At 33.5% G+C, this 20,175-nt stretch carries 22 protein-coding genes and 1 pseudogene; all 23 read right to left on the minus strand.

Annotated elements, in window-relative coordinates; genetic code table 11:
- A partial coding sequence (locus M0Q46_01055) for an SDR family oxidoreductase (GenBank protein ID MCK9582201.1) occupies window positions 1-628 on the minus strand: 628 nt, incomplete at its 3' end.
- Complete coding sequence (locus M0Q46_01060) at window positions 625-1,074, minus strand: dTDP-4-dehydrorhamnose 3,5-epimerase family protein (GenBank protein ID MCK9582202.1); 450 nt, start codon at window positions 1,072-1,074, stop codon at window positions 625-627. The genes M0Q46_01060 and M0Q46_01055, both read right to left, overlap by 4 nt.
- Window positions 1,075-1,089: 15 nt before the next feature.
- Window positions 1,090-1,755, minus strand: coding sequence for a class I SAM-dependent methyltransferase (locus tag M0Q46_01065; protein MCK9582203.1), 666 nt, complete (start codon window positions 1,753-1,755; stop codon window positions 1,090-1,092).
- Window position 1,756: 1 nt separating this feature from the next.
- Window positions 1,757-2,836, minus strand: coding sequence for a CDP-glucose 4,6-dehydratase (gene rfbG, locus M0Q46_01070; protein MCK9582204.1), 1,080 nt, complete (start codon window positions 2,834-2,836; stop codon window positions 1,757-1,759).
- Window positions 2,818-3,603, minus strand: a complete 786-nt coding sequence (gene rfbF / locus M0Q46_01075; protein ID MCK9582205.1) for a glucose-1-phosphate cytidylyltransferase — start codon at window positions 3,601-3,603, stop codon at window positions 2,818-2,820. Before rfbF ends, rfbG begins: the two co-directional genes overlap by 19 nt.
- 18 nt (window positions 3,604-3,621) lie before the next feature.
- Window positions 3,622-4,158 carry a class I SAM-dependent methyltransferase gene (locus M0Q46_01080; GenBank protein MCK9582206.1) on the minus strand — a complete coding sequence of 179 codons (537 nt, stop codon included), beginning with the start codon at window positions 4,156-4,158 and terminating at the stop codon, window positions 3,622-3,624.
- A 14-nt stretch (window positions 4,159-4,172) separates the two neighbouring features.
- Window positions 4,173-5,720 (minus strand): oligosaccharide flippase family protein, encoded by a 1,548-nt coding sequence (locus tag M0Q46_01085; GenBank protein MCK9582207.1) that lies wholly within the window; start codon window positions 5,718-5,720, stop codon window positions 4,173-4,175.
- Between the two features lie 10 nt (window positions 5,721-5,730).
- Complete coding sequence (locus tag M0Q46_01090; protein MCK9582208.1) at window positions 5,731-6,969, minus strand: hypothetical protein; 1,239 nt, start codon at window positions 6,967-6,969, stop codon at window positions 5,731-5,733.
- A 16-nt stretch (window positions 6,970-6,985) separates the two neighbouring features.
- Window positions 6,986-7,789 carry a radical SAM/SPASM domain-containing protein gene (locus M0Q46_01095; protein MCK9582209.1) on the minus strand — a complete coding sequence of 268 codons (804 nt, stop codon included), beginning with the start codon at window positions 7,787-7,789 and terminating at the stop codon, window positions 6,986-6,988.
- Between the two features lie 37 nt (window positions 7,790-7,826).
- The gene (locus M0Q46_01100; GenBank protein MCK9582210.1) at window positions 7,827-8,486 is read right to left on the minus strand and encodes a class I SAM-dependent methyltransferase; all 660 of its coding nucleotides are present in this window, start codon (window positions 8,484-8,486) and stop codon (window positions 7,827-7,829) included.
- Between the two features lies 1 nt (window position 8,487).
- Complete coding sequence (locus tag M0Q46_01105; protein MCK9582211.1) at window positions 8,488-8,922, minus strand: VOC family protein; 435 nt, start codon at window positions 8,920-8,922, stop codon at window positions 8,488-8,490.
- A gap of 3 nt (window positions 8,923-8,925) precedes the next feature.
- Window positions 8,926-10,305: an aminotransferase class III-fold pyridoxal phosphate-dependent enzyme gene (locus tag M0Q46_01110; GenBank protein ID MCK9582212.1), complete on the minus strand. Its 1,380-nt coding sequence runs from the start codon at window positions 10,303-10,305 to the stop codon at window positions 8,926-8,928.
- Complete coding sequence (locus M0Q46_01115; GenBank protein MCK9582213.1) at window positions 10,306-11,052, minus strand: acylneuraminate cytidylyltransferase family protein; 747 nt, start codon at window positions 11,050-11,052, stop codon at window positions 10,306-10,308.
- Complete coding sequence (locus M0Q46_01120) at window positions 11,049-11,903, minus strand: N-acetylneuraminate synthase family protein (GenBank protein MCK9582214.1); 855 nt, start codon at window positions 11,901-11,903, stop codon at window positions 11,049-11,051. Before M0Q46_01120 ends, M0Q46_01115 begins: the two co-directional genes overlap by 4 nt.
- Window positions 11,904-12,073: 170 nt before the next feature.
- Window positions 12,074-12,559, minus strand: a pseudogene (locus M0Q46_01125) (D-sedoheptulose 7-phosphate isomerase).
- Between the two features lie 155 nt (window positions 12,560-12,714).
- On the minus strand, window positions 12,715-13,788 hold the full coding sequence (gene pseI / locus M0Q46_01130) for a pseudaminic acid synthase (GenBank protein MCK9582215.1): 1,074 nt from the start codon (window positions 13,786-13,788) through the stop codon (window positions 12,715-12,717).
- Window positions 13,775-14,317, minus strand: coding sequence for a UDP-4-amino-4,6-dideoxy-N-acetyl-beta-L-altrosamine N-acetyltransferase (pseH, locus tag M0Q46_01135; GenBank protein MCK9582216.1), 543 nt, complete (start codon window positions 14,315-14,317; stop codon window positions 13,775-13,777). Before pseH ends, pseI begins: the two co-directional genes overlap by 14 nt.
- Window positions 14,304-15,068: a sugar phosphate isomerase/epimerase gene (locus M0Q46_01140; GenBank protein ID MCK9582217.1), complete on the minus strand. Its 765-nt coding sequence runs from the start codon at window positions 15,066-15,068 to the stop codon at window positions 14,304-14,306. The genes pseH and M0Q46_01140 overlap by 14 nt, the downstream gene beginning before the upstream one ends.
- Window positions 15,065-16,387 (minus strand): aminotransferase class III-fold pyridoxal phosphate-dependent enzyme, encoded by a 1,323-nt coding sequence (locus M0Q46_01145; protein ID MCK9582218.1) that lies wholly within the window; start codon window positions 16,385-16,387, stop codon window positions 15,065-15,067. The genes M0Q46_01140 and M0Q46_01145 overlap by 4 nt, the downstream gene beginning before the upstream one ends.
- Window positions 16,384-17,148 carry a glycosyltransferase family protein gene (locus M0Q46_01150; GenBank protein MCK9582219.1) on the minus strand — a complete coding sequence of 255 codons (765 nt, stop codon included), beginning with the start codon at window positions 17,146-17,148 and terminating at the stop codon, window positions 16,384-16,386. The genes M0Q46_01145 and M0Q46_01150 overlap by 4 nt, the downstream gene beginning before the upstream one ends.
- Entirely contained in the window at window positions 17,145-18,008 is an 864-nt protein-coding gene (locus M0Q46_01155; protein ID MCK9582220.1) for an aldo/keto reductase, read from the minus strand. Before M0Q46_01155 ends, M0Q46_01150 begins: the two co-directional genes overlap by 4 nt.
- Window positions 17,998-19,158: a UDP-4-amino-4,6-dideoxy-N-acetyl-beta-L-altrosamine transaminase gene (gene pseC, locus M0Q46_01160; protein ID MCK9582221.1), complete on the minus strand. Its 1,161-nt coding sequence runs from the start codon at window positions 19,156-19,158 to the stop codon at window positions 17,998-18,000. Before pseC ends, M0Q46_01155 begins: the two co-directional genes overlap by 11 nt.
- 1 nt (window position 19,159) lies before the next feature.
- Window positions 19,160-20,158, minus strand: a complete 999-nt coding sequence (gene pseB, locus M0Q46_01165; protein MCK9582222.1) for a UDP-N-acetylglucosamine 4,6-dehydratase (inverting) — start codon at window positions 20,156-20,158, stop codon at window positions 19,160-19,162.
- Window positions 20,159-20,175: the final 17 nt, after the last annotated feature.

Raw genomic sequence — 20,175 nt, forward strand, 5'->3', positions numbered from 1 at the left:
GCAATTGTGTGCCGGGTGTTTTAAGTGTTAGTTTGCCAGTTTCTACCGCTTGTTTGCATAAATCATTTGCTATAAGTGTCCAACGGTTAATATTTTTAGTTAAAGGTGAACCAATGGCATTTGACAAGCGAAGTGAAATGCCTTGAATTTTACATTGTTTGTGTGCATCACGAATATAATCTTCTGAGTTTTTATGGGTTATTGCATAAGGATGTACTGGTTTTGCTAAGGTTTCTTCTGTAATAATGCCTTGTAGTGGTGTACCATAGATATGCGCAGTTGAAAAATAGACAAATCTGTTGGTTTTATTAGCAATTGCCGCATCTAAAAGGTTTTTTGTGCCTTGAGTGTTTACCAATGCAGCAAGTTCTGGGTTTGCGGCACTATCAATTTCGTTAAGCGCTGCAAGGTGTATAACGCAGTCAATCCCTTCGGTTGCTTTCAGACACTGTGAGTAATTAAGAATGTCTAATAAAACTACCTTTGCGTCTATTAGCTCTTGTGGTATTGAGTTTTGAGTTAAAGATCTTGAGCAAAGAGTTATTTGATATTTGTTTGTATTTAATAAATGCTGGGCTATTCGGCCGCCTAAATATCCTAACCCGCCAGTAATTAGAATATTCTTCATCTGTTTTTAATTTCCCAATTGTATGGTATTTTAGGCGAAGTGGGCTCTAATCTCATTATCTCGTTTGGGTCATGAGGAATCGTTGAGCAATTTGCAACAATAGCTGTTTGCGTGCCGATGCCTTTAAAGCCGTTCCAGACAAAGGGTGGTATGGTTACAAGAGAGTAATTTTCCTGCCCGATAAAAATTTCTTGCAGTTCTCCGTTTGTTTTACTATCTTTTCTGCCATCAAATAATACAAGTTTAATATTCCCAAAAACAACAGCGTAGTTCAACTCCATTTTTTTATGTAGGTGCCATGCTTTTACCGCACCAGGATAAATGCAAGAAAAATATATTTCCCCAAATGTTTTAAAGCTTGTTGAGTCAGATCTTAACATTTGCATTATTTTACCGCGCTCATCAGGAATTTGTTTTAATGGCGTTATTATCACTCCATCAATCATTTTGACGCTCCTAACTTATTTTTTTACAACCAATAAATATGTAATACAAATGTTGTCTACAAAAAACTTCTTGTCTAGCTTTAATGCAATAAAATCTAATGCATAAAACATAAATCTCCTAAAAGCTTTAAAAAAAATATTGTTTATTTTTAAATCACATAAATATAAAATAATTAATTGGCTTGTTGTAGCAAGACTTCCTTCCAATGGTTTTATTTCAGTAATTGTAAATCCATTTTCTTTAAACAATTTTTCAAGTGAATATTTTGTAAATCTGTAGTAATCATACGGCTCAGCATGTAATTTCCATGTCATAGGTACAGTGAAAATTCCATAGCCATCTTTTTTTAAAATATTGTGACATTTGGATATAAATTTATTTGTTTCTAAAACATGTTCCAACACTTGATTACAAAGCAATGTGTCATATTTATTGTCGTAGCTTTTATCTAAATCTAAAAAATTACAATACAAATCAACTTCTGTTTTCTCTTTATAATGTGCCTCATTCTGAATTGGTTCTTCTATTCCAAAGTGACTATCAACATAATCTTTAAAAATGTTTTTGTATGGTTTTGTTCCACATCCTATATCTATTAAGCTCCCTTTAGCATATTTCTTGGATGCTTCAATCATTGATTCTTTTATATTCAACTCTGCTATTTTTACAATGTTATACACTTTAACGTTTCTCCCCCATATATTTCTTTATCTGTTTTTTTGAAACTTCCAACATGTTGCTATTTTTTGCACATTCTTTGTACCAATCAATAGTGTTTATTACAGACGATTTAAAACCCCATGTTGCATTCCATTGCAACAAACTGTTTGCTTTATCGCAGTTTAAATGTAAAAGCCCTGCTTCATGAGGAGCATTTTTCTCTTTAATTAAATTGATTTTTCCACTTCCCCACTGCGTTACTGCAAGTTTCACCAAGTCGTGGACAGTTTTGATTGAAGAAAAGTCAGGTCCAAAGTTCCATGAACCAGAGTACTTTTTGGGGTTAGCTAATAGTTTTAAGGCAAGTGTAATATAGCCGGAAAGTGGCTCTAAAACATGCTGCCATGGGCGGGTTGAGTTCGGATTCCTGATAATTATGGTTTTTTTTTGCGAAAGTGCTTTGATAGTGTCTGGTATTATTCTGTTTTCAGACCAGTCGCCACCGCCAATTACATTACCGGCTCTTGCGCTTGCAAAACCAATGTTTGTTTTGTCAAAAAAAGATTTCTTGTAGGAGTGAATTGCTATTTCTGCCGCGGCCTTTGACGCGCTATAGGGGTCATCACCACCGAACTCATCATTTTCCCTGTATCCCCAAAGCCACTCTTTATTTTTGTAACACTTATCGGAAGTTATCATTAAAAGTGCTTTCAAGTTCTTTGTTTTTAGTGCCACTTCCATAACATTTACTGAACCGCTTAGGTTTGTATCAAAGGTTAATTTTGGTTCATTGTATGATTTTCGCACTAATGCTTGTGCCGCAAGATGAAATACAATTTCTGGCTTAATTTTATCAAATGTTTTTTGAAGTAAGTCAATTTCTCTAATATCGCCATCGGTGTGGCTAATAATATTTTTAAGCCCAAGTAAATTATAATTACAATATTTCCCCTCTGGTGGCAGGGCAAAACCATAAACTTTTGCGCCAAGCATTGAAAGCCACAGGGACAGCCATGATCCTTTAAATCCAGTATCGCCTGTTACTAAAACCCTTTTATTTTTAAATACACTAAAATTTTTGTTTATCTCCAAATTACCCATGGGGCTTCTCCTTTTGTATAGAGTGAATTAAGTAAAGAATATTCTCTTGCTGTGTCCATAGGTTGCCAAAAACCGTTATGCTCAAACATCATAAGCTGTTTTTCTTTTACTAGAGTTTCAATTGGTTCTTTTTCAAATACCAAACCGTCTTGAGTATTTAAATAGTTAAAAATTTCTTTTTTACACACAAAAAAACCACCTGAAATTCTGCCACCGGTGGCTTGTGGTTTTTCGTTAAACTCACTAATTACACCATTTTCATTCGCTACTATCTCACCAAAACGGCCAGGAGGGTTTACACCGCAAACTGTAAGTATTTTACCGTGGCTTTTGTGAAACTTAAGTAGTGCATCTAAATCTATATTTCCTACACCATCGCCATAAGTTAGAAAGAAGTTTTCATCATTACCAATATATTTTTGAATCTTCTTTATTCTAGCGCCTGTCATTGTTTGTGTGCCTGTATCGGCAAGTGTAACCTTCCAATCTGGGTTAACTGCTTTTGTGTGGTAGTCAATTTTACTTTCTTTTCCGATTGTTACTGTAAAGTCCTGAGTAAAGTTGTGGTAATTTAAGAAAAAATCTTTTATTACATTGCCTTTATACCCGAGGCATAAAATAAAATCATTATGAGCAAAATGAGAGTAGTATTTCATAATGTGCCATAAAATTGGATAGTCACCAATTGGTATCATTGGCTTTGGAATATCTTCTGCCACATCCCTAATTCGTGTGCCGAAACCACCACATAATATTACTGTTTTCATAGTATTTCTCCTGTAAAATTATTTAATAGCTTGTAAATAAAATGTTAAAGAGTTTAATGGAAACAAATGCGAAAGTTTTGATTCATAAAAAAATGGTTTTTTCTCTGCCAATTTTATAAGCATTTTATGAAACAATCCAATTTTAGTTTTTAAAAACTCTCTGTCAAACTCAATTCTTTCTACTTTAAATCTTACATTTGTGTAACAGTATTTTTTACAGAATAAATGGCTCGGGTCAAAGTAATAAAACCAATTTATTCCAAAAAAACGCTTATGTGTTGGGTCAATTGTAGCGTAGAAGCTTCTAAAATATGGCACTCCTACATACACCTTTGCTCCGTTTTTGCATATTCTATGTATTTCTTCTATACATTTTAATGGGTTGTCCATATGTTCTAAAACATTGTCTAACCATACTTCACTTGCACAATTTGCTTCAAACGGATACGGAAATTGGTTTAGATTATGCACAACATCCACATTTGGCAATGCTATACAATCAATACCTATAAATCCCGTTTTTTTAGATGAACCACAGCCAAAATCAAGCTTCATTTATTTCTCCATGTTTAAACTTGGAGCATTTTTTTTGTTCTGATTGATTTGTAATAAGCCATTGTTTCATTTCTGAATGTTGGTGAAAGCAATGCATAAATTAATAATGAAATTACAAACAATGTGGCTCCGTAAAGTATTGTTATTAATAATTGAATTTTTGATTTTGTTGCAATAATAAATGTATTGCTTAAATAACTGCTGAAAAATATTAAAGTTGTTGTTAAAAATAAAGGGAGCAAATTCTTTAGCACAGTTTTTTTAATTTCCCCAAGCATAAATTTATTTAGTATAAAAAAATACAAGAATGCCATAAGAGTTAAGGTGATTAACTTAAAAATGGCAAAAACTTTGTATGAATAAACATTAAAGAATAACAATATTCCTACCCAATATATCAGAAGAGATAATAGCATAACATAGTTTGTTGTTTTGACCCTTTCTTTTGCCACAAGCAGTGCCCCTGCTGGATATGTAACAAACGACAACGAATAAGCAAAAATAAGAAATTTTGCAATTGCTATAGAATCAACATATTTTTCACCAACCCAGGTAAGAACCAACGGATGCATTAAGGCCAAAATAACACCTATACCAATTACACACAAAGGGATTGTTAGTGTGATTATTTTATTTATATATTTCATTGTGTTCTTGTCATCTTTTAGTGCCACTAAATGGTTAATTCTTACATAAACAGGGCTAAATAATGTTCCAAAAAGTGATCTAAGAACTGAGCTTATACTTGCACCTATGGCAAATATTGCAAGGGCACTTGGGCCTATAAATTTACTTATAGCTAAACTGTCCAGTTCATAATACAAAATCCATAGAATTGTTCCCAACATTGACCCGAAGGCAAGTTTTTTAGTTTTACTGTATATAACTTTATTGAATTTTGTAGCACTAAATAAAGCGGTTATAGAGTAAGAATATTTTTTCTTAACAATAATTAACAAAAATATTGAACTTATAAAAAGAATTAATTGTGTAAAAGCAAAATACTCAACTATTTTGTACTGTCCTTTTGAAAAAAAATAAAAAATAGATGCAATTTTTATTAAGTTGCTTATTATTAATACTGTTTGTGAAAAGTAATCTTCTAACCGGATTGTAAATATAACTTGCAATACCCTATTTAATACAATTAGCGGCGCACTTACGGCAAGTATCAAAAAAAGTTTACTTGCTATCGGATACGATGTTGTGCCCTTAATATTTTTTATAAATATTTCTGGATACTGTGAAATTAAAAAAGCTGCAATTGAGAAAATCAAAGAGCACAAAATCATAATAAAAAGAACAAAACCAATTATATTTATCTCTTCAGATTTATTATTTACAGCAATGGTTTCACTGGCATACTTAGTTGCTGCAGTAAGAAAGCCAAAATCGGCATAGGATAGGAATATGGTTGTTGATATGCAAAGAGCGTAAACGCCGTATATTTGCTGTGAAGATGACAAATACGGCAAAACAATAAATACAGAAATAAAACCGAGCAGTATTGATATAAATTGTATTGAATATATTTTCAGGTAGTTTTTTGAATATGATTTCATAGAGTATGTTTTAATTAATATTTCCCCTTAAAAACTTAACAACTATATCTTTAGACAATAAATTATTTGATTTTGGTGTTGTAAAATAATCGTTAATATATTTTAAATATAAATCCTCATTTACACTCATATCAAAGTTGTCAAAACAAAAATTATTGTCAATTTCGTTAATATTAAATACTTTTCTGCCTAAAGTAGCTGCCATTTTAAAAATGAAAGGTAAATAATTATCCTTGTAAATTTGTTTGTATTCGTTTGTATATAAAAAAAATATTGGTTTTCTAAAAAATACAGAAAAACAAACGGAAGTACTCATGTGAGCAAAAACAAATTCAGAGTATTTTATTAGTTCAGCTGTTTTATTTTTAAAAATCTTTCTTTTATTAAATGGATTTTCCAAATAATCAGATTTCGGATGAGATGCTATCACAACTTCAACATTAAATTTCTTTTCTATTAAATCAAAAAAGTTATTCATAGATTTATAATAATTATCTGCATTTACAGCTGGAATGTTGAACATTTTTAAATCTGGATGATATGGCAAATATTCATCCAAGAAAACACAATATTTTTTATCTATTAATCTATCATTTTGTTTAACTTTTAATTCTAAATATTTATCATAATCAGAAAAATTAACCTCAACTATTTGTTTTACTTTATCTTTAAAATTGTTTTTAACAAGTTCTCCAGTTGTAAAAACAATATCGTAATTTCTTGTATATCCTAACTTTTTCGCGATTTTAGGAACAAGTGAAATAAATCTATTTTTGAAAAAAAACAATATTTTCAATGGGTTTTTACAAACATTTGATATTTTTTCTGAAAAGCATAAATCTCCGTATATCGGCAATCCATATCTTGCAAAAAAAGCCGTTTTTAAGTTGTATTTTCTAAATAATCTATGTAATTTAAAAACTTTTAATTCGTATGTAATTAAAATAAAATATAAAGCATCTGAATTGTTTTTTAAAAAAACCTTCAGGTCTTTATAATTATCAAATTTCAAAATATAATCTGCATTTAATGTGTCTGCTATTTTAAAATCTTTGAAAAAAATCTTAGTGATATCTAAATATTTTACATCAAATCCCTCTTCTTTTAATTCATTTAAATAAAAATCTTCATTTAATTTTTTGGTGAGGGACATATAAGAGATAAAATAAATTTTTTCAAATTTCTTCATTTCTGTATAATGGTTATTAAGTATTTTGCATATATTTTCTGTCTCTGTAATTTTTACCATTATTTCTCCCATGCGATTAACATCCTGTCGGGACTCCCCAGAATTCACATTGACTGCATAAGGGGATGCTTTTTCTTTTCCCTTCTATCTGAAGCTTCATCCATTCTTTTCTTTTTGCACTGTTCCAAATGTCAATTAAAGGCGTCTTTTTGCAATTTCCTATTATGCCAAGCCCTTTAGGGTCAAACCGTACGCAGATTGAAACATCTCCGTTTGTGCGAATAACCAGATGATTGAGAAAATCAAGGCATATCCCTATTTCCGGAACCGTGGGATTTCTTTTTTTATACGAAAAACTGCCCATAGGTGAATGGAGTATTCTTGTGGCAATAATACAATTAAATTTCTTATATTTTTCTATATCTACATCACCCAAGCACCGGATGATGACATTGGGTTTTCTATCATCTTTTATTTTCAGGAATTCTTCTATTAACTTATATTGTTCTTCGGCATCTTCATCTTTTTCAAATGTTGATATAGTCAGAGTATCTAAATTTCCTATAATTTCATCGGCTCTTTCCACAAGCAATTTGCCGTTGGTATCAGTGCAACGAATCTGCCTTTTAAACAGAGATGCTGCTTCTTTAAACTTAGGATAGAGAAGCGGCTCTCCGTTATCGTGAAACTGAACAACAATATTATTGGGAAGCTGTTTTGCGATGGATTTAACTAAGTCAAAATCCATATCCCCATATTGCAAAGCCAATTGCGGATAATCTCTGTCAACTTTTCTTCTGCCACACATCCAGCAATTCTTATTGCAGCGGCTGGTTAATTCAACATTTACGGTTGTTAATCCATTAAAACATTTGTTCATGTGCATCTCCATTCTAAAACAGCGAAATTTATTTAATCTATTTTTTTCCAAATCCTATCAACATCAGTTCTCTGGACCATCTCAAGAATTTATTTTTTGTTCTTACTGGAATAAATGACGATATTGCAGCACAAAAATAATTTAATACCGGATATTTCCAGACAATCGGCAGTTGACGAAATTTGTATACATTAATTTCGCTAAAACCGTATATTTTATAAATGTCTTCTAACGCATAATTGGTAAAAGGGGTTCTGTGAGAATAATCATCAAAATATATTTTGTAATTTGCTTCCCAATCTGGAACTAATGTTAAAAATATTCCACCAGGTTTAAGCACACGAAATGCCTCTTTAACAAACTTTTCCGGATAATAAAGATGTTCTATGAACGATTTTGAATAAACTATATCAAATGACGAATCAGGAAATGAAATACCCTCTTTTTCAACATCGCAAATTTTTATATCAAGGTCAGGACTGAACTGAGCAGTGCTTTGGGCTAAATCAATGCCGGTGACCTGCAGCCCTAGATTTTTAAAATGCCTTAAATGCTCCCCTCTCCCGCAACCAGTCTCAAGAAATTTCATCCCGGGTGACATTTTGAAAGCACTAAACAGATAATGACAAAGTTTTTCCGGATAATCTGTATATGGGCGTTTGCCTTCGTCATAAACCACCGTTATGTAGTCAGGCATATTATAACTCCTCCACAAGTTCCATGATAACTCCATCTTTGTCACGGCAGTACAACACTTTTGCTTTCCCATCCGGAGACACTTGCGGAACACTGTTACAGTGGTACCCATTATTTATTAGTTTTTTATACATTGATTCAATATTTAAAACCGTCAATGCTATGTGCGAACAACCAATTTGGTTTGCGGGAATTGCTTTTGAATTCTTTTTTAATGCAGGGCGATGATATTTGATAAGTTCTAGAATAAAACCGTTTTTATCTTTAAGTTTTATCCATTCTAAAACCGTGTTTTTTAGACCAACAACATTATCTATATAAAAGCCTTTCTCAACATTGCGTTTCCAAATATTTAATCCTAATATTTTTTTATACAGTTTCAGCGATTGGCTCAAATTTTGAACTACAATACCAAAATGCCTGGCTTTTACGGTCATAAATTATCCCTTATTTACTTCTATAATAGATTCTTCAAAAACCAAAAGCCCTTCCAACAGAGCTTCTTGTGTAATAACAAGCGGTGGAGCAAGCTTTATGGATTCTCTTCCTGTATGAACTACAAGAAGCCCTTTATGCATACAAGTTTCAGCTATTTTATCGCATAAATTTGTCAAAGGCTTTCTTTCAGGCGTATTGAAAATAACACCAGCGACAAGCCCCATACCCAAAATGTCGCTGATTATATCTGGATAACGATTCTTTATTTCATTAAGTTTTTGATGAAAAAGCTTCCCCAACACTTCTGCGTTTTTCATTATACCGTCTTCAAGTATTGCCTGAAGATTCGCTTTTCCTGCGGCGCAAACCATAGGATTAGCCGAATGAGTTGAACTCATAGAACCTATTTCAGGCAAATCCATAATTTCTTTTCTGCCTAGAACTATTGATAAAGGCATACTGGAACTTGCGCCTTTTCCACAGCAAAGTATATCCGGCTCAACCCCGTAGTGCATATAACCAAAAAGCTTTCCTGTTCTGCCAAAACCCGCCTGCATCTCATCAAAAGCAAGCAGCATATTATTTTCGCGGGCAAATTTTTCCACTTCCTGGACAAACTCGGGAGGGTAACAAACTGCTCCGTATCCTTGAAATGTTTCTAACATAAACCCGCAAAGATCTTCCTTGGGTGATATCCCCTTTTCTTTTAGGAGTTTTTCTATATTATCCCTAAAATATGCTTTTGGATTTTTTATCGCTTCTTTTCGCCACGGATAAGGAAAAGGAAGATGGTAAATATTGGGGTCTAAATAGCCAATCCACTCTTTTTGAGCAGGATTATAACTCATCATCTGAGCACCCATTGTTCTTCCATGCCAATTACCTTCAAATGCAATTATCCCCAACCTCTTTTTTCCTTTTTTCTGGCCATACATACGCATAAGTTTTAGCCCGGTTTCGGTTGCTTCGGTTCCGGCCGATATGAGGTATGCTTTTTCAAACTGATTGGGGGTATTCTTGATAAGATATTCCAGATAATCTGACCGTTCCTCACTGGCATATGTATATGTATGAAGGAGTGGCTTTTGAAGGACTTTTTTCAGTGCTTTAATTATCCTGGGATTTCCGTGTCCGGCATTAGCAACAAAAATAGTGCTCGTAAAATCTATCCAGGTATTTCCCCACGCGTCGGACACCTGAAAACCTTTTGCTTTATGCCAGACAACCGGAAGCTGTCCATGCATTGAAATGGATTCGTACTTATCAAGGTTCTCAAGGATCTTCAGGCTCTCAGGAACCGGAAGCTTCGTTTTAATTGTCCTGTATTTAGTTTTTACTTTTGGAACTTCACGGGGGACAATATTAAATCTGAATCCAGACATTCACTTACTCCCTTTTGGAAAATTCATTTTTAGAAAGTTTAAAAGAACACTCCCCTTACTTTTTATCTCGTATTCAAGATATTCAAAATCTTCCGAAGAATCTACTTCGGTACAGAAAGGTGAAATAAAACCGATCATTTTATCACCATGAAGAATTTTATTGTTCATAATAAACGATGCTTTAAGAATATCTACATATCCGTCCGGCACATATGCATCAGGAAAAACCTGGCGAGGATCGTTAAGTTTATCATTCCTTAATCCATTCATAAGGGAGGTAAAAAATCCTTCTTCATTTTTCTTAAACCATTTAAACGGAGATTCCGGCGCTTTATGAGCGGAACGCAGCGAAGTTGAGTTTGATTTAACGATTATATCGCTGATTGCCATATCAATTATCATAGGGTTACGAAGCGGAGTTGTTGGCCGTAAATGCACCCAATAATCAGGAATTCCCTTTTCGTTATCCATAAACCAACTAAGTGCATGAATCATAAAATCAAGATCTGTTGATTTATCTTGAGCCAATGCTGAAGGACGCATGAATGGAACTTCAGCACCAAATTTCTTACAAATGGCAGCAATTTCATCGGAATCCGTAGATATTATTATTCTTTCAATCTTTTTTGAAAGTTTTGCCGCCGCAACGGAATAAGCAATCAAAGGATAACCGGCAAGTAAGCGTATATTTTTGCCGGGCACACCTTTTGAACCGCCACGGGCAGGTATTATTGCAACTATACTCATTTAGATCCTTCTCCTCTTAATGGTATATGGGCTCTTAACTTTTTTGCAATTGGAACTTCTTTAGGGTTCACTCCTAACTTTCCGTCGCCCATAGCTTTTTCAATTTTCCTTACAGCACCTACCAACATTCTTAGCCCTGACGGTTCAACCGAAGCCGACTGGTCAGAACCATACATCGCTCTGTCTAGAGTAATATGGCGCTCAAGGGAAGATATTCCCATTGTTGCCGCGGCATAACTTACAGCCAATCCAACCTCATGGCCACTGTAACCCACATTGCATTTATATCTTTCTTTCAGAGTTTCTATGCAATTAAGATTAGCATCTTCATCATCCATAGGATAAGTTGAAACTGCATGCATCAATTCAAAAGGACAATTTGCTTTCTTAAATATTTCAACGGCATGATCTATTTGTTCTACTGTACTCATACCCGTAGAAACAAATGTATGTTTTTTTTCTGATGCAATCTCTTTTAGGAGATTATCGTAAGTAATCATTGCGGAAGCAACTTTGTTATATTTTAAATTAAATTGCCGCAGGAATTTTTGGCTCTCTACATCCCAGGCAGAGGCAAACCACTCTATTTTTAACTCTTTGCAATATTGGTCTATCTGTTTGTACTGTTCTGACCCAAACTCAAGGCCTTCTTTTTGAGCTCTCTGGGTTTTTCCCCAAGGGCTTTCCCTTAAAGAATCTAAAAGTTCTTTGGTATAAACCAAATCAATTGTGCGTTTTTGAAATTTAACTGCATCACATCCTGCTTCTTTTGCAACTTTAATCAGGTCTTTGGCAATATTGATATCCCCATTGTGGTTGATCCCGATCTCTGCAATAATAAAAATTGACATTTTACACATCCTCCTCTATATTTATTTGATTTGACACACAAGAACCTGCCATCCTTTTTGAATTAGCATTATCTATTTAATCGGTATCCTTTTACCATTAAGATTCAGCACAATTATCTTCTTGAATAGTTTTTAAAAAATACTGCAAAAACATTCTATGCATTATTGTATCAATCCTTGGCATTCCCGAATAATTCTTTCTCTACAATTGCGCAAATGATGTGACATATCAAAATATGCGATTCTTGAATCCGTGGGGTTTCCATAGACGGGATTTGGATACAGTAGTCACACAGCGGCTTCATATCTCCACCAGTGTTATTGGTAAAACCTACTGTTCTGATACCCATGTGTTTGCATATTTTTAATGCTTCAATGATATTTTTTGAATTGCCAGATGTGGATATTGCAAAAAAGATGTCGCCTGTTTTGCCATTGGCTTCTATTTGGCGGACAAAGGTTTTTTCATAGCCGTAGTCGTTACCGATTGCGGTTAATATAGAAGTGTTAGTGGTAAGTGCTATTGAGGCAAGGCCGGGGCGGTCAAAATAAAACTTGCTTACAAATTCTGCTGCAATGTGCTGGGCATCGGCAGCACTTCCGCCGTTGCCGGCTATTAATGTTTTATTTCCTGTTTTGTATGCAGATATCACTTCTTTGGAAACAGCTGCTATAGTGTTAATAAATTCAGGTTTTTGAAGTATTTTGAGTTTGACATCGCATGAGGTTTGAATTTGGTCCTTGATATACTGGTTCATTATACCTTTCTTCCCCTTAAACAACTCAAGATATCCTGGTTTTTATAGGATGTCTACTTTTGCAACCGTAATGGATTGGGACCTTTTATATCTACTAAATCCAAACTAAATGGTGTTCCAAATTCAACATTTCTCACCACTTTCTTACCTAAAATTTCTTTGTAATATTTAGGATGTAACCCATATCCAGGCCTAATAACTTTTATGTTTTCTTCTGTTAAAACATCGCCTTTTTTTATATTCTTTGAAACAAATATGGATTTACAAAGTTTTCGAGATTTTTTAATTTTATCGCTTAAGCTATAATCAACTTCACCTAATATTTTTTCTGTTTCTCTAACGCACCTTACCATCTCTTTAAATTCATTTGGCTCCAATGAAAAACTGGCATCTGGTCCGCCAATAGTTTTGTCTAAAATAAAATGTTTTTCTATTACCTTAGCACCTAACGCTACTGCTGTAATTGGTGCTGTTATTCCTAAACTATGATCTGATAATCCGACTATCTTCCCAAATTTATTTGCCATGTCTGGAATTGTTATTAAATTCATTTCTGACGGTTGCGTTGGGTAATTAGATGTGCATTTAAGCAAAACTACATCCTCATTCCCACATTTTTTGCATGTATCTATTGCAAGATTTATATCTTCTATTTCTGCTATTCCTGTTGCAAAAATGATAGGTTTATTTTTTGAAGCAACATATTCTATTAATGGAATATCCGTTATTTCAAATGAAGCAATTTTATAACACGGAACATTTAATTCTTCCAAAAAATCAACAGCGGTTTTATCAAATGGAGATGAAAAGAATATTAATCCGATAGATTCAGCAAAATCTTTTAGTTTTGGTTGCCACTCCCAGGGCATATAGGCATCTTTATATAACTGATAAAGTGTTTTGCCATCCCAAATTGTTTCTTGATTAATTTTAAAGCAATCATTGTTAGAATCTAATGTCATTGTATCTGGCGTATAGGTTTGAAGTTTAACTGCATCTGCGCCAGATTCTTTCATAGCTTTTATTGTGGCTTTTGCGAAATCAAAACTGTGATTATGGTTTGCTGATAACTCAGCAATTATAAATGCGGGTGCTTGCCCGCCAATTTCCCTATTAGCTATTTTCATTTGTTATTCCCATAACTACGACATTTATCCACGATTTGTTATTGTAAACAAATTCCTTAAGAAGGCCTTCCCTGATGAATCCATTTCTTTCGTAAAACTTTATTGCCCGTTCATTGTTTTCAAAAACTTCAAGTTTTAAGGTATGAAGTTTAAACTCAATAAATGCTAAGTATTTTAAACAATCAATTAAAACATGCCCCAAACCCTTAATTTTAATTGATGGATTTGTGTATATGCCTAAGTAGGCATTTTTATTTTCAGTGTGTAGTTTATTTATTGAGATTACCCCAATGTAGTTACCTGAAGAGTCACGAACAAGCCAGTAATGATTTGATTTGTCGTTTTTTAATTTTTTAATGAATTTTAAGTGTTCACTTAATTTAATAATATGTCTACCATACATCCACTTTAATATAGAAGTATCATTTCGCATTGAGAGAACAATTTTGTGTTGTTCATCAGTGAGATTAATGAAGTTTGTTAGAGTGTTACCGTTGATTGCAATATGTGTTCCGTTATGACTTTTCATTTATTATTGTATTTATTCTGAGTACATCTGCTGAAAAATCGTCCAAATTTTCATTGGAGTTTTTGTATGTTTCAAGTGTTATTAAGCTTTCTTTTGGGAGCAGTTCAATTATTTTTTTAATTGGATAATTTTCATTCCCAATGTGGTAATGTTTATCATAAATTGAATCAAATTTATTATCAACCAAATGAAACATTTTTGGGTTAAACTTTAAGAATTGCTTAATATATTCAATGGCATCTAATTTATTTGCGTTTGCTGCACAAATTGCATGACCAATGTCTAAGCAAAAGCCAACATTGGTATTGTTTAAAACATAATCAATTTCTTCAATAGTGGCTCCATTGCAAATAGAGTTGTTCATTTCAATAAAGTATGGTTTATTCTCAATTAAAATTCTTTTGTCGTTAATTTCGTTTAGTTGTTCAACTGTTTCTTTTATATCGCCGGCTATACCAGGGTGGAATATTATATATTTAGCGTTTAATATATTTGCAAATTCTATTGCTTCTTTTGCTGCTAACATATTTTTAATTTTACATTCTTTTTTTGCTAAATTTACACCATCTTTAAAGTGTGACGCATGTATTATAAATGGGATTTTAAAATTTTTCCATATTGACACATTGTTAAGCGAATTTGGAATTACATACAGCTCAATGTAACTGTATGTCCCACTACTGTACAACCTTTTTGCTTCCTCAATATAATTCGAATTTGTTGACCACAACTTTAAGCCAATATTTATCATGTTAACCGTTTAAACCCTGAGTGGCACACTGGGCCTTGAAGATATTTTTTTGGGTTACCTGACTTTAACGCATCAGCAATAAACTTAAATGCTTTATCAACCGCGACAAAATAACTTTTAACATGTTTTTCTTTATGGGCAAATGATGCATAGAAGGCGGTGCTAGCTAAAAACCCATTTTCCAACATAACCTGCGTGAATAAAGTTTTAAGAACAAGCGGTTCATTGTACTCAAATGAAAAGTGGCTTAATGGGTATATGCCGCCGCAATGAATTTTTAAAGAGTGTTTTTTCGCGGCTTTAAGCCAACCTTGTTGAACCAACTTCCCAGTTTTTTCTAAATGTTTGTGGACATTGTTTTTCTTAAATTTCTTTATTGTTGCTAATGCCGCTGTAGGGCCGATTTTGTCGGTCCAATAGGTGCTGCTAATAAATGTTTCTTGTGCTATTTGCATATAATTTCTTGTGCCAATTATTGCGGCCATAGGGAATCCATTGCTTATGCCTTTTGCAAAAACTGCCAAATCGGGCTTTAAATTATAAAGCAAATGTGCGCCACCAACATTTAGGCGCCAGCCAGCAGTTATTTCATCAATTATTAAGGGTATTTTGTTTTTTTTGGTTTCAGTTCTAATGGCTTCTATAAATTCCTTGTTTGGCTGGGTGTTTCGTATTGATTCCATTATTACAGCGCCAATTTCACCTTTATGTTCTTTTATAAGCTTCAAGAAGTGCTTAGTGTCATTGTAATTGAAAGGAAACGATGTTTTATTTAATGCACGCGGCACACCTAAAGGGCTTAATCCAGGGAGCAAATGTCCATCTAATGACTTACTGTCGGCTATGTTTGATGATAGGTACCAATCGTGCCAGCCATGATAACCACAAAACAATACTATATCTTTTCCTGTTTTTGCTCTTGCTACTCTTACTGCTAATGACATTGCCTCGCCGCCTGTTCTACAATATCTAACCATATCAGCCCATTTATGTAAACCCAACAAGAGATTGGCGAGTTCAACTTCTTCAGGAGCATTCAGCGTGGTCATATTACCGGCATCTACAGCAGATTTAACAGCTTTATTTACATCTGGGTCGGCATAACCAAGTACGCAGGATCCAATACCCATATAACTCATATCTATGTATTTTCTATTATCTAAATCCCAAACTTCACAGCCTTTTGCCTTGCTGTAATAAGCGGGCCAGTAATTTGGTAAAAACATTTCAGGTCTTTTGGATAATAGCTGTGTTCCTCCTGGTATCAGGAGTTTTGCTTTTTCATAAAGCTTTTGTGATTTGCCAATTTTGTTTTTCATTTTTTTATCTCTTTATCGTTATTTACTGACTTGATATATCCTAAATTGCGTGTAATTGCCGAGTTGATTTTTTCTAATTCAGGCTTTTTTTGTAATAAACTTAGAACTTCATTCATTCCAAAAAGTTCATTTTGCTTGTATAGTTCGGAATAAACCTTTTTAATAAATTCATAATCTTCAGGGTTATCTAATGTCCACCTTTTGTTAGATAAGTTTTGAGCACAACTCACATTTCCGATTTTGAAAATTTCACTATTGTTTCTTATAAATGGCGTGACATGTTCTCTTTCGGATAATAGTTTTGCATTTTCCCATGCGTTTTTGAGTGCTGCAAAGGTAAATACCTCAACATCTTCCCCGTCTGGAAATGTTTCGTCTAGTGTGTTTGATGTGTAGTCATTTTTTTGTTTAAGATGAACATCAATAACATTGTCAATTATGGAAGGGTCTATTATAGGGCAGTCGGCTGTTATTCTTACAATGTGATCAGGTGAGAACAATTTTGCTGACTGATAAAACCTGTCTAATACATCATTTTCAGAGCCACAGAAGACTTGTATATTATTTTTAATGCAGATTTCAAGAATTGGTAAATCACTTTTTGATATTGTTGTTGCAAGAAGTGTATCAGTTGTTAGTTTACTTGCTTTTGCACGCCTAATTACTTGTTCAAGAACTGTTTTGCCTTCTAAGTTTAATAATACCTTTGAAGGAAGCCGAGTTGAGCCGGTTCTTGCTTGGATTATTAATAGTATTTTCATTGTAGGTTCCATTTAGTAGGTAAAATCATATTTTCATCTTTTACTTCTAAGCATGTTAAAGCCGTGTAAACATTTTTAACTCGCCGCATTTCTTTTAAACTTTCTATATTTTCATTTAGGTTATTTAAGCTATCTACCCCAATTACTACCTTGTCTATGTTGCTGTTAAGACACGCAAAACACAAACACAATGAGTTTACCGCTATTTTTTGTTCTTTAGAAATTTCCGCAAGCTTTTTTATTTTTTGTTTTATAGGCGCAAAAAATGAATTAAGTTCATTTGGATTTTTAAACACTAACCCTTGAAGAAAAACTGACCTTGTATGAACTTCTATTCCTTTTTTTTTGCATATCTGAAAACAAGTTGCAAAGCGTTGGTCAAAAACACTATAAGGCGCTTGTATAATATCAGGCATTATTCCACTTACTAATACTTCGTCAAATTCTACAGGGTTGTAAAAAGAAAATCCAATTTTACTTACCTTCCCTTTTTGTTTAAGTTCTTGAAGTTTTTCCCACAAAGAATTATTATTTTTAAAATCATTAAAGTTGTGTATTAAAAGACCATAAATATTATTGATATGTAGGCGAGCCAATGAGCTTTCAATTCCTTCTATGCAATTAGTATTTGATGTGATTTTAGATATTATTTTTATATTGCTGTTTGTTTTACTTATAAATGCGCCTATTACCTCTTCGCTGTCGCCGTATGCTGCTGCCGTGTCTAATGTATCAATAGAATTATTCATAGCACTGTTTAAAATTTCAAAAGCAGTTTCTTTGGGAATTTTCCCGGATGAATTGTTAATCCCATAATTAAGTCCAAATTGAGCTGTACCAAGAGCAAGTTTACTTGACATCATTAATTACCTTTAAAACTGTTTTGGCAACATATTCTACTTCAGAGTTTGTCATGCTTGGGAACAGAGGTAAACTTAAAGCTGCTTTGTAATAATTTTCTGCGTTTGCACATATATTTGATTTGTATCCAATCGACTTATAATACGGTTGTTTATAAACTGGAATGTAATGAACTTGCGTGCCAATGTGTTCTTCTTTTAGCTTTGAAACAATTAATTTTCTTTTTGAAAAAAGATTTGGTTTTAATTTTACAACATAGAGATGATAAGAAGAAGAATAGCATTCATTTTCAACTGGGGTTGAAAAAAATGGATTATTTTTGAATATTTTATTGTATTTTTTAACTATTTCTTTTCTTTTATTTATAAAAGAATCTAACTTTTTGATTTGTGAAATTCCGAGCGCGCATTGTATATCTGTAATTCGGTAGTTGTATCCTAATTCTTGCATTTCATAATACCACTCGCCATCAGGATTGTTTATAAAGTTTGATTTTGTAATACCGTGAGACCTTAACTTTATTAGCTTATCATACATATCCCTTCTGTTAGTAAGTATCATGCCACCTTCACCGGTAGTTATGTGTTTTACTGGGTGAAAACTTAGTATTGTCATATCGGAGTGCGCACAAGAACCAACTTTAATCCATTTATTGTTGTGCTTATATTTTGCACCTAAAGCGTGAGCGGCATCTTCAATAACAGTTAATTTGTGTTTTTTTGCGAGTGTGTATATTTGCGGCATATTGCAAGGGTGACCAGCAAAATGAACAGGGATTAATACTTTAGTGCGAGGTGTAATTTTTTTTTCAATGTCTTTGATTGATATGTTTGCGGTTTCATTTTCAATATCAGCAAATACTGGTTTTGCATTACAGTAAAGCATACAATTTGAAGATGCAACAAATGTTATTGGCGATGTTATACCTTCGTTATTTTCACCAAGCCCTGCGGCAAGGCAAGCCAAGTGCAGAGCTGCAGTACCATTAGAAACCGCAACAGCATATTTCACTCCACAATATTTTGCCACAGCTTGCTCAAATTCGCCAACTTTCGGACCCTGCGTTAATAGCTGTGACTTTAAAGTTTTAATGACTTCTTTAATGTCTTCTGAATCGATTGATTGTCGTCCGTAAGGTATAAAGTTCATTTTAGTAAATAATTTCTATTGTGTTTAAGAGTGTTTTTATTTCTTCTATGTTTATTTTTTGAGGATTAGTATTTGACGAGTACATGAATCCTTCACTTACTTTCTTACCACCTTTAGTGAAATGTTTTTCAAAGTTCCACCAATTGAAATGTGGGTAAATTATATATGTTTGAGCATATTCATAAGTGTTTCTAGCATCTTCTTCGGTTATCATTACTTCGTGAAGTTTTTCGCCTTCCCGTATACCTATTTCGTCAATTTCAACAGATGGGAGCATTGCTTTTGCTAAGTCAATCATTTTGCAAGAAGGTATTTTAGCTACATATATTTCCCCGCCCTTTGCTTCGCCCAAAGCTTTTATTACGAGGTCTATTCCTTGCTCAAGCGTGATCCAAAACCTTGTCATTCTTATATCTGTGACTGGAAGTTTTTTTATGCCTTTATCAATTAGTGACTTAAAAAATGGAATAACGGAACCTCTACTGCCGGTAACATTACCATAGCGAACAACACTAAAAACTGTTTTGCGTGATCCAGAATAGGCATTTGCTGAAACAAATAATTTATCTGAAACTAATTTAGTAGCACCATATAGATTTATAGGGTTGCAAGCTTTATCAGTTGAAAGTGCTACAACTTTATTTACACCTTTATCTATGGCGGCATCTATTACATTTTCTGCCCCATGTATGTTGGTTTTTATTGCCTCTATAGGGTTATATTCAGCGGCTGGAACATGTTTTAATGCGGCAGCGTGCACAACTACATCAACGCCCTCAAATGCACGGCAGAGGCGTTCTTTATCGCGAACATCTCCAATAAAAAACCTAAGTTTGTCATTGTATTTTTCAAATTGCTTTTGCATTATATATTGTTTGTATTCATCTCTTGAGTACACAATTACTTTTTTTGGGTCATATTTTTCAAATAAACGCTTTATAAACGATTTTCCAAATGATCCTGTTCCGCCAGTTACAAGTATGATTTTTCCTGTCAACATAAATTCCCCTTGTTTAA

The organism is Endomicrobiales bacterium (assembly GCA_023228045.1).
In the GTDB taxonomy this organism is placed as follows: domain Bacteria; phylum Elusimicrobiota; class Endomicrobiia; order Endomicrobiales; family JALOBY01; genus JALOBY01.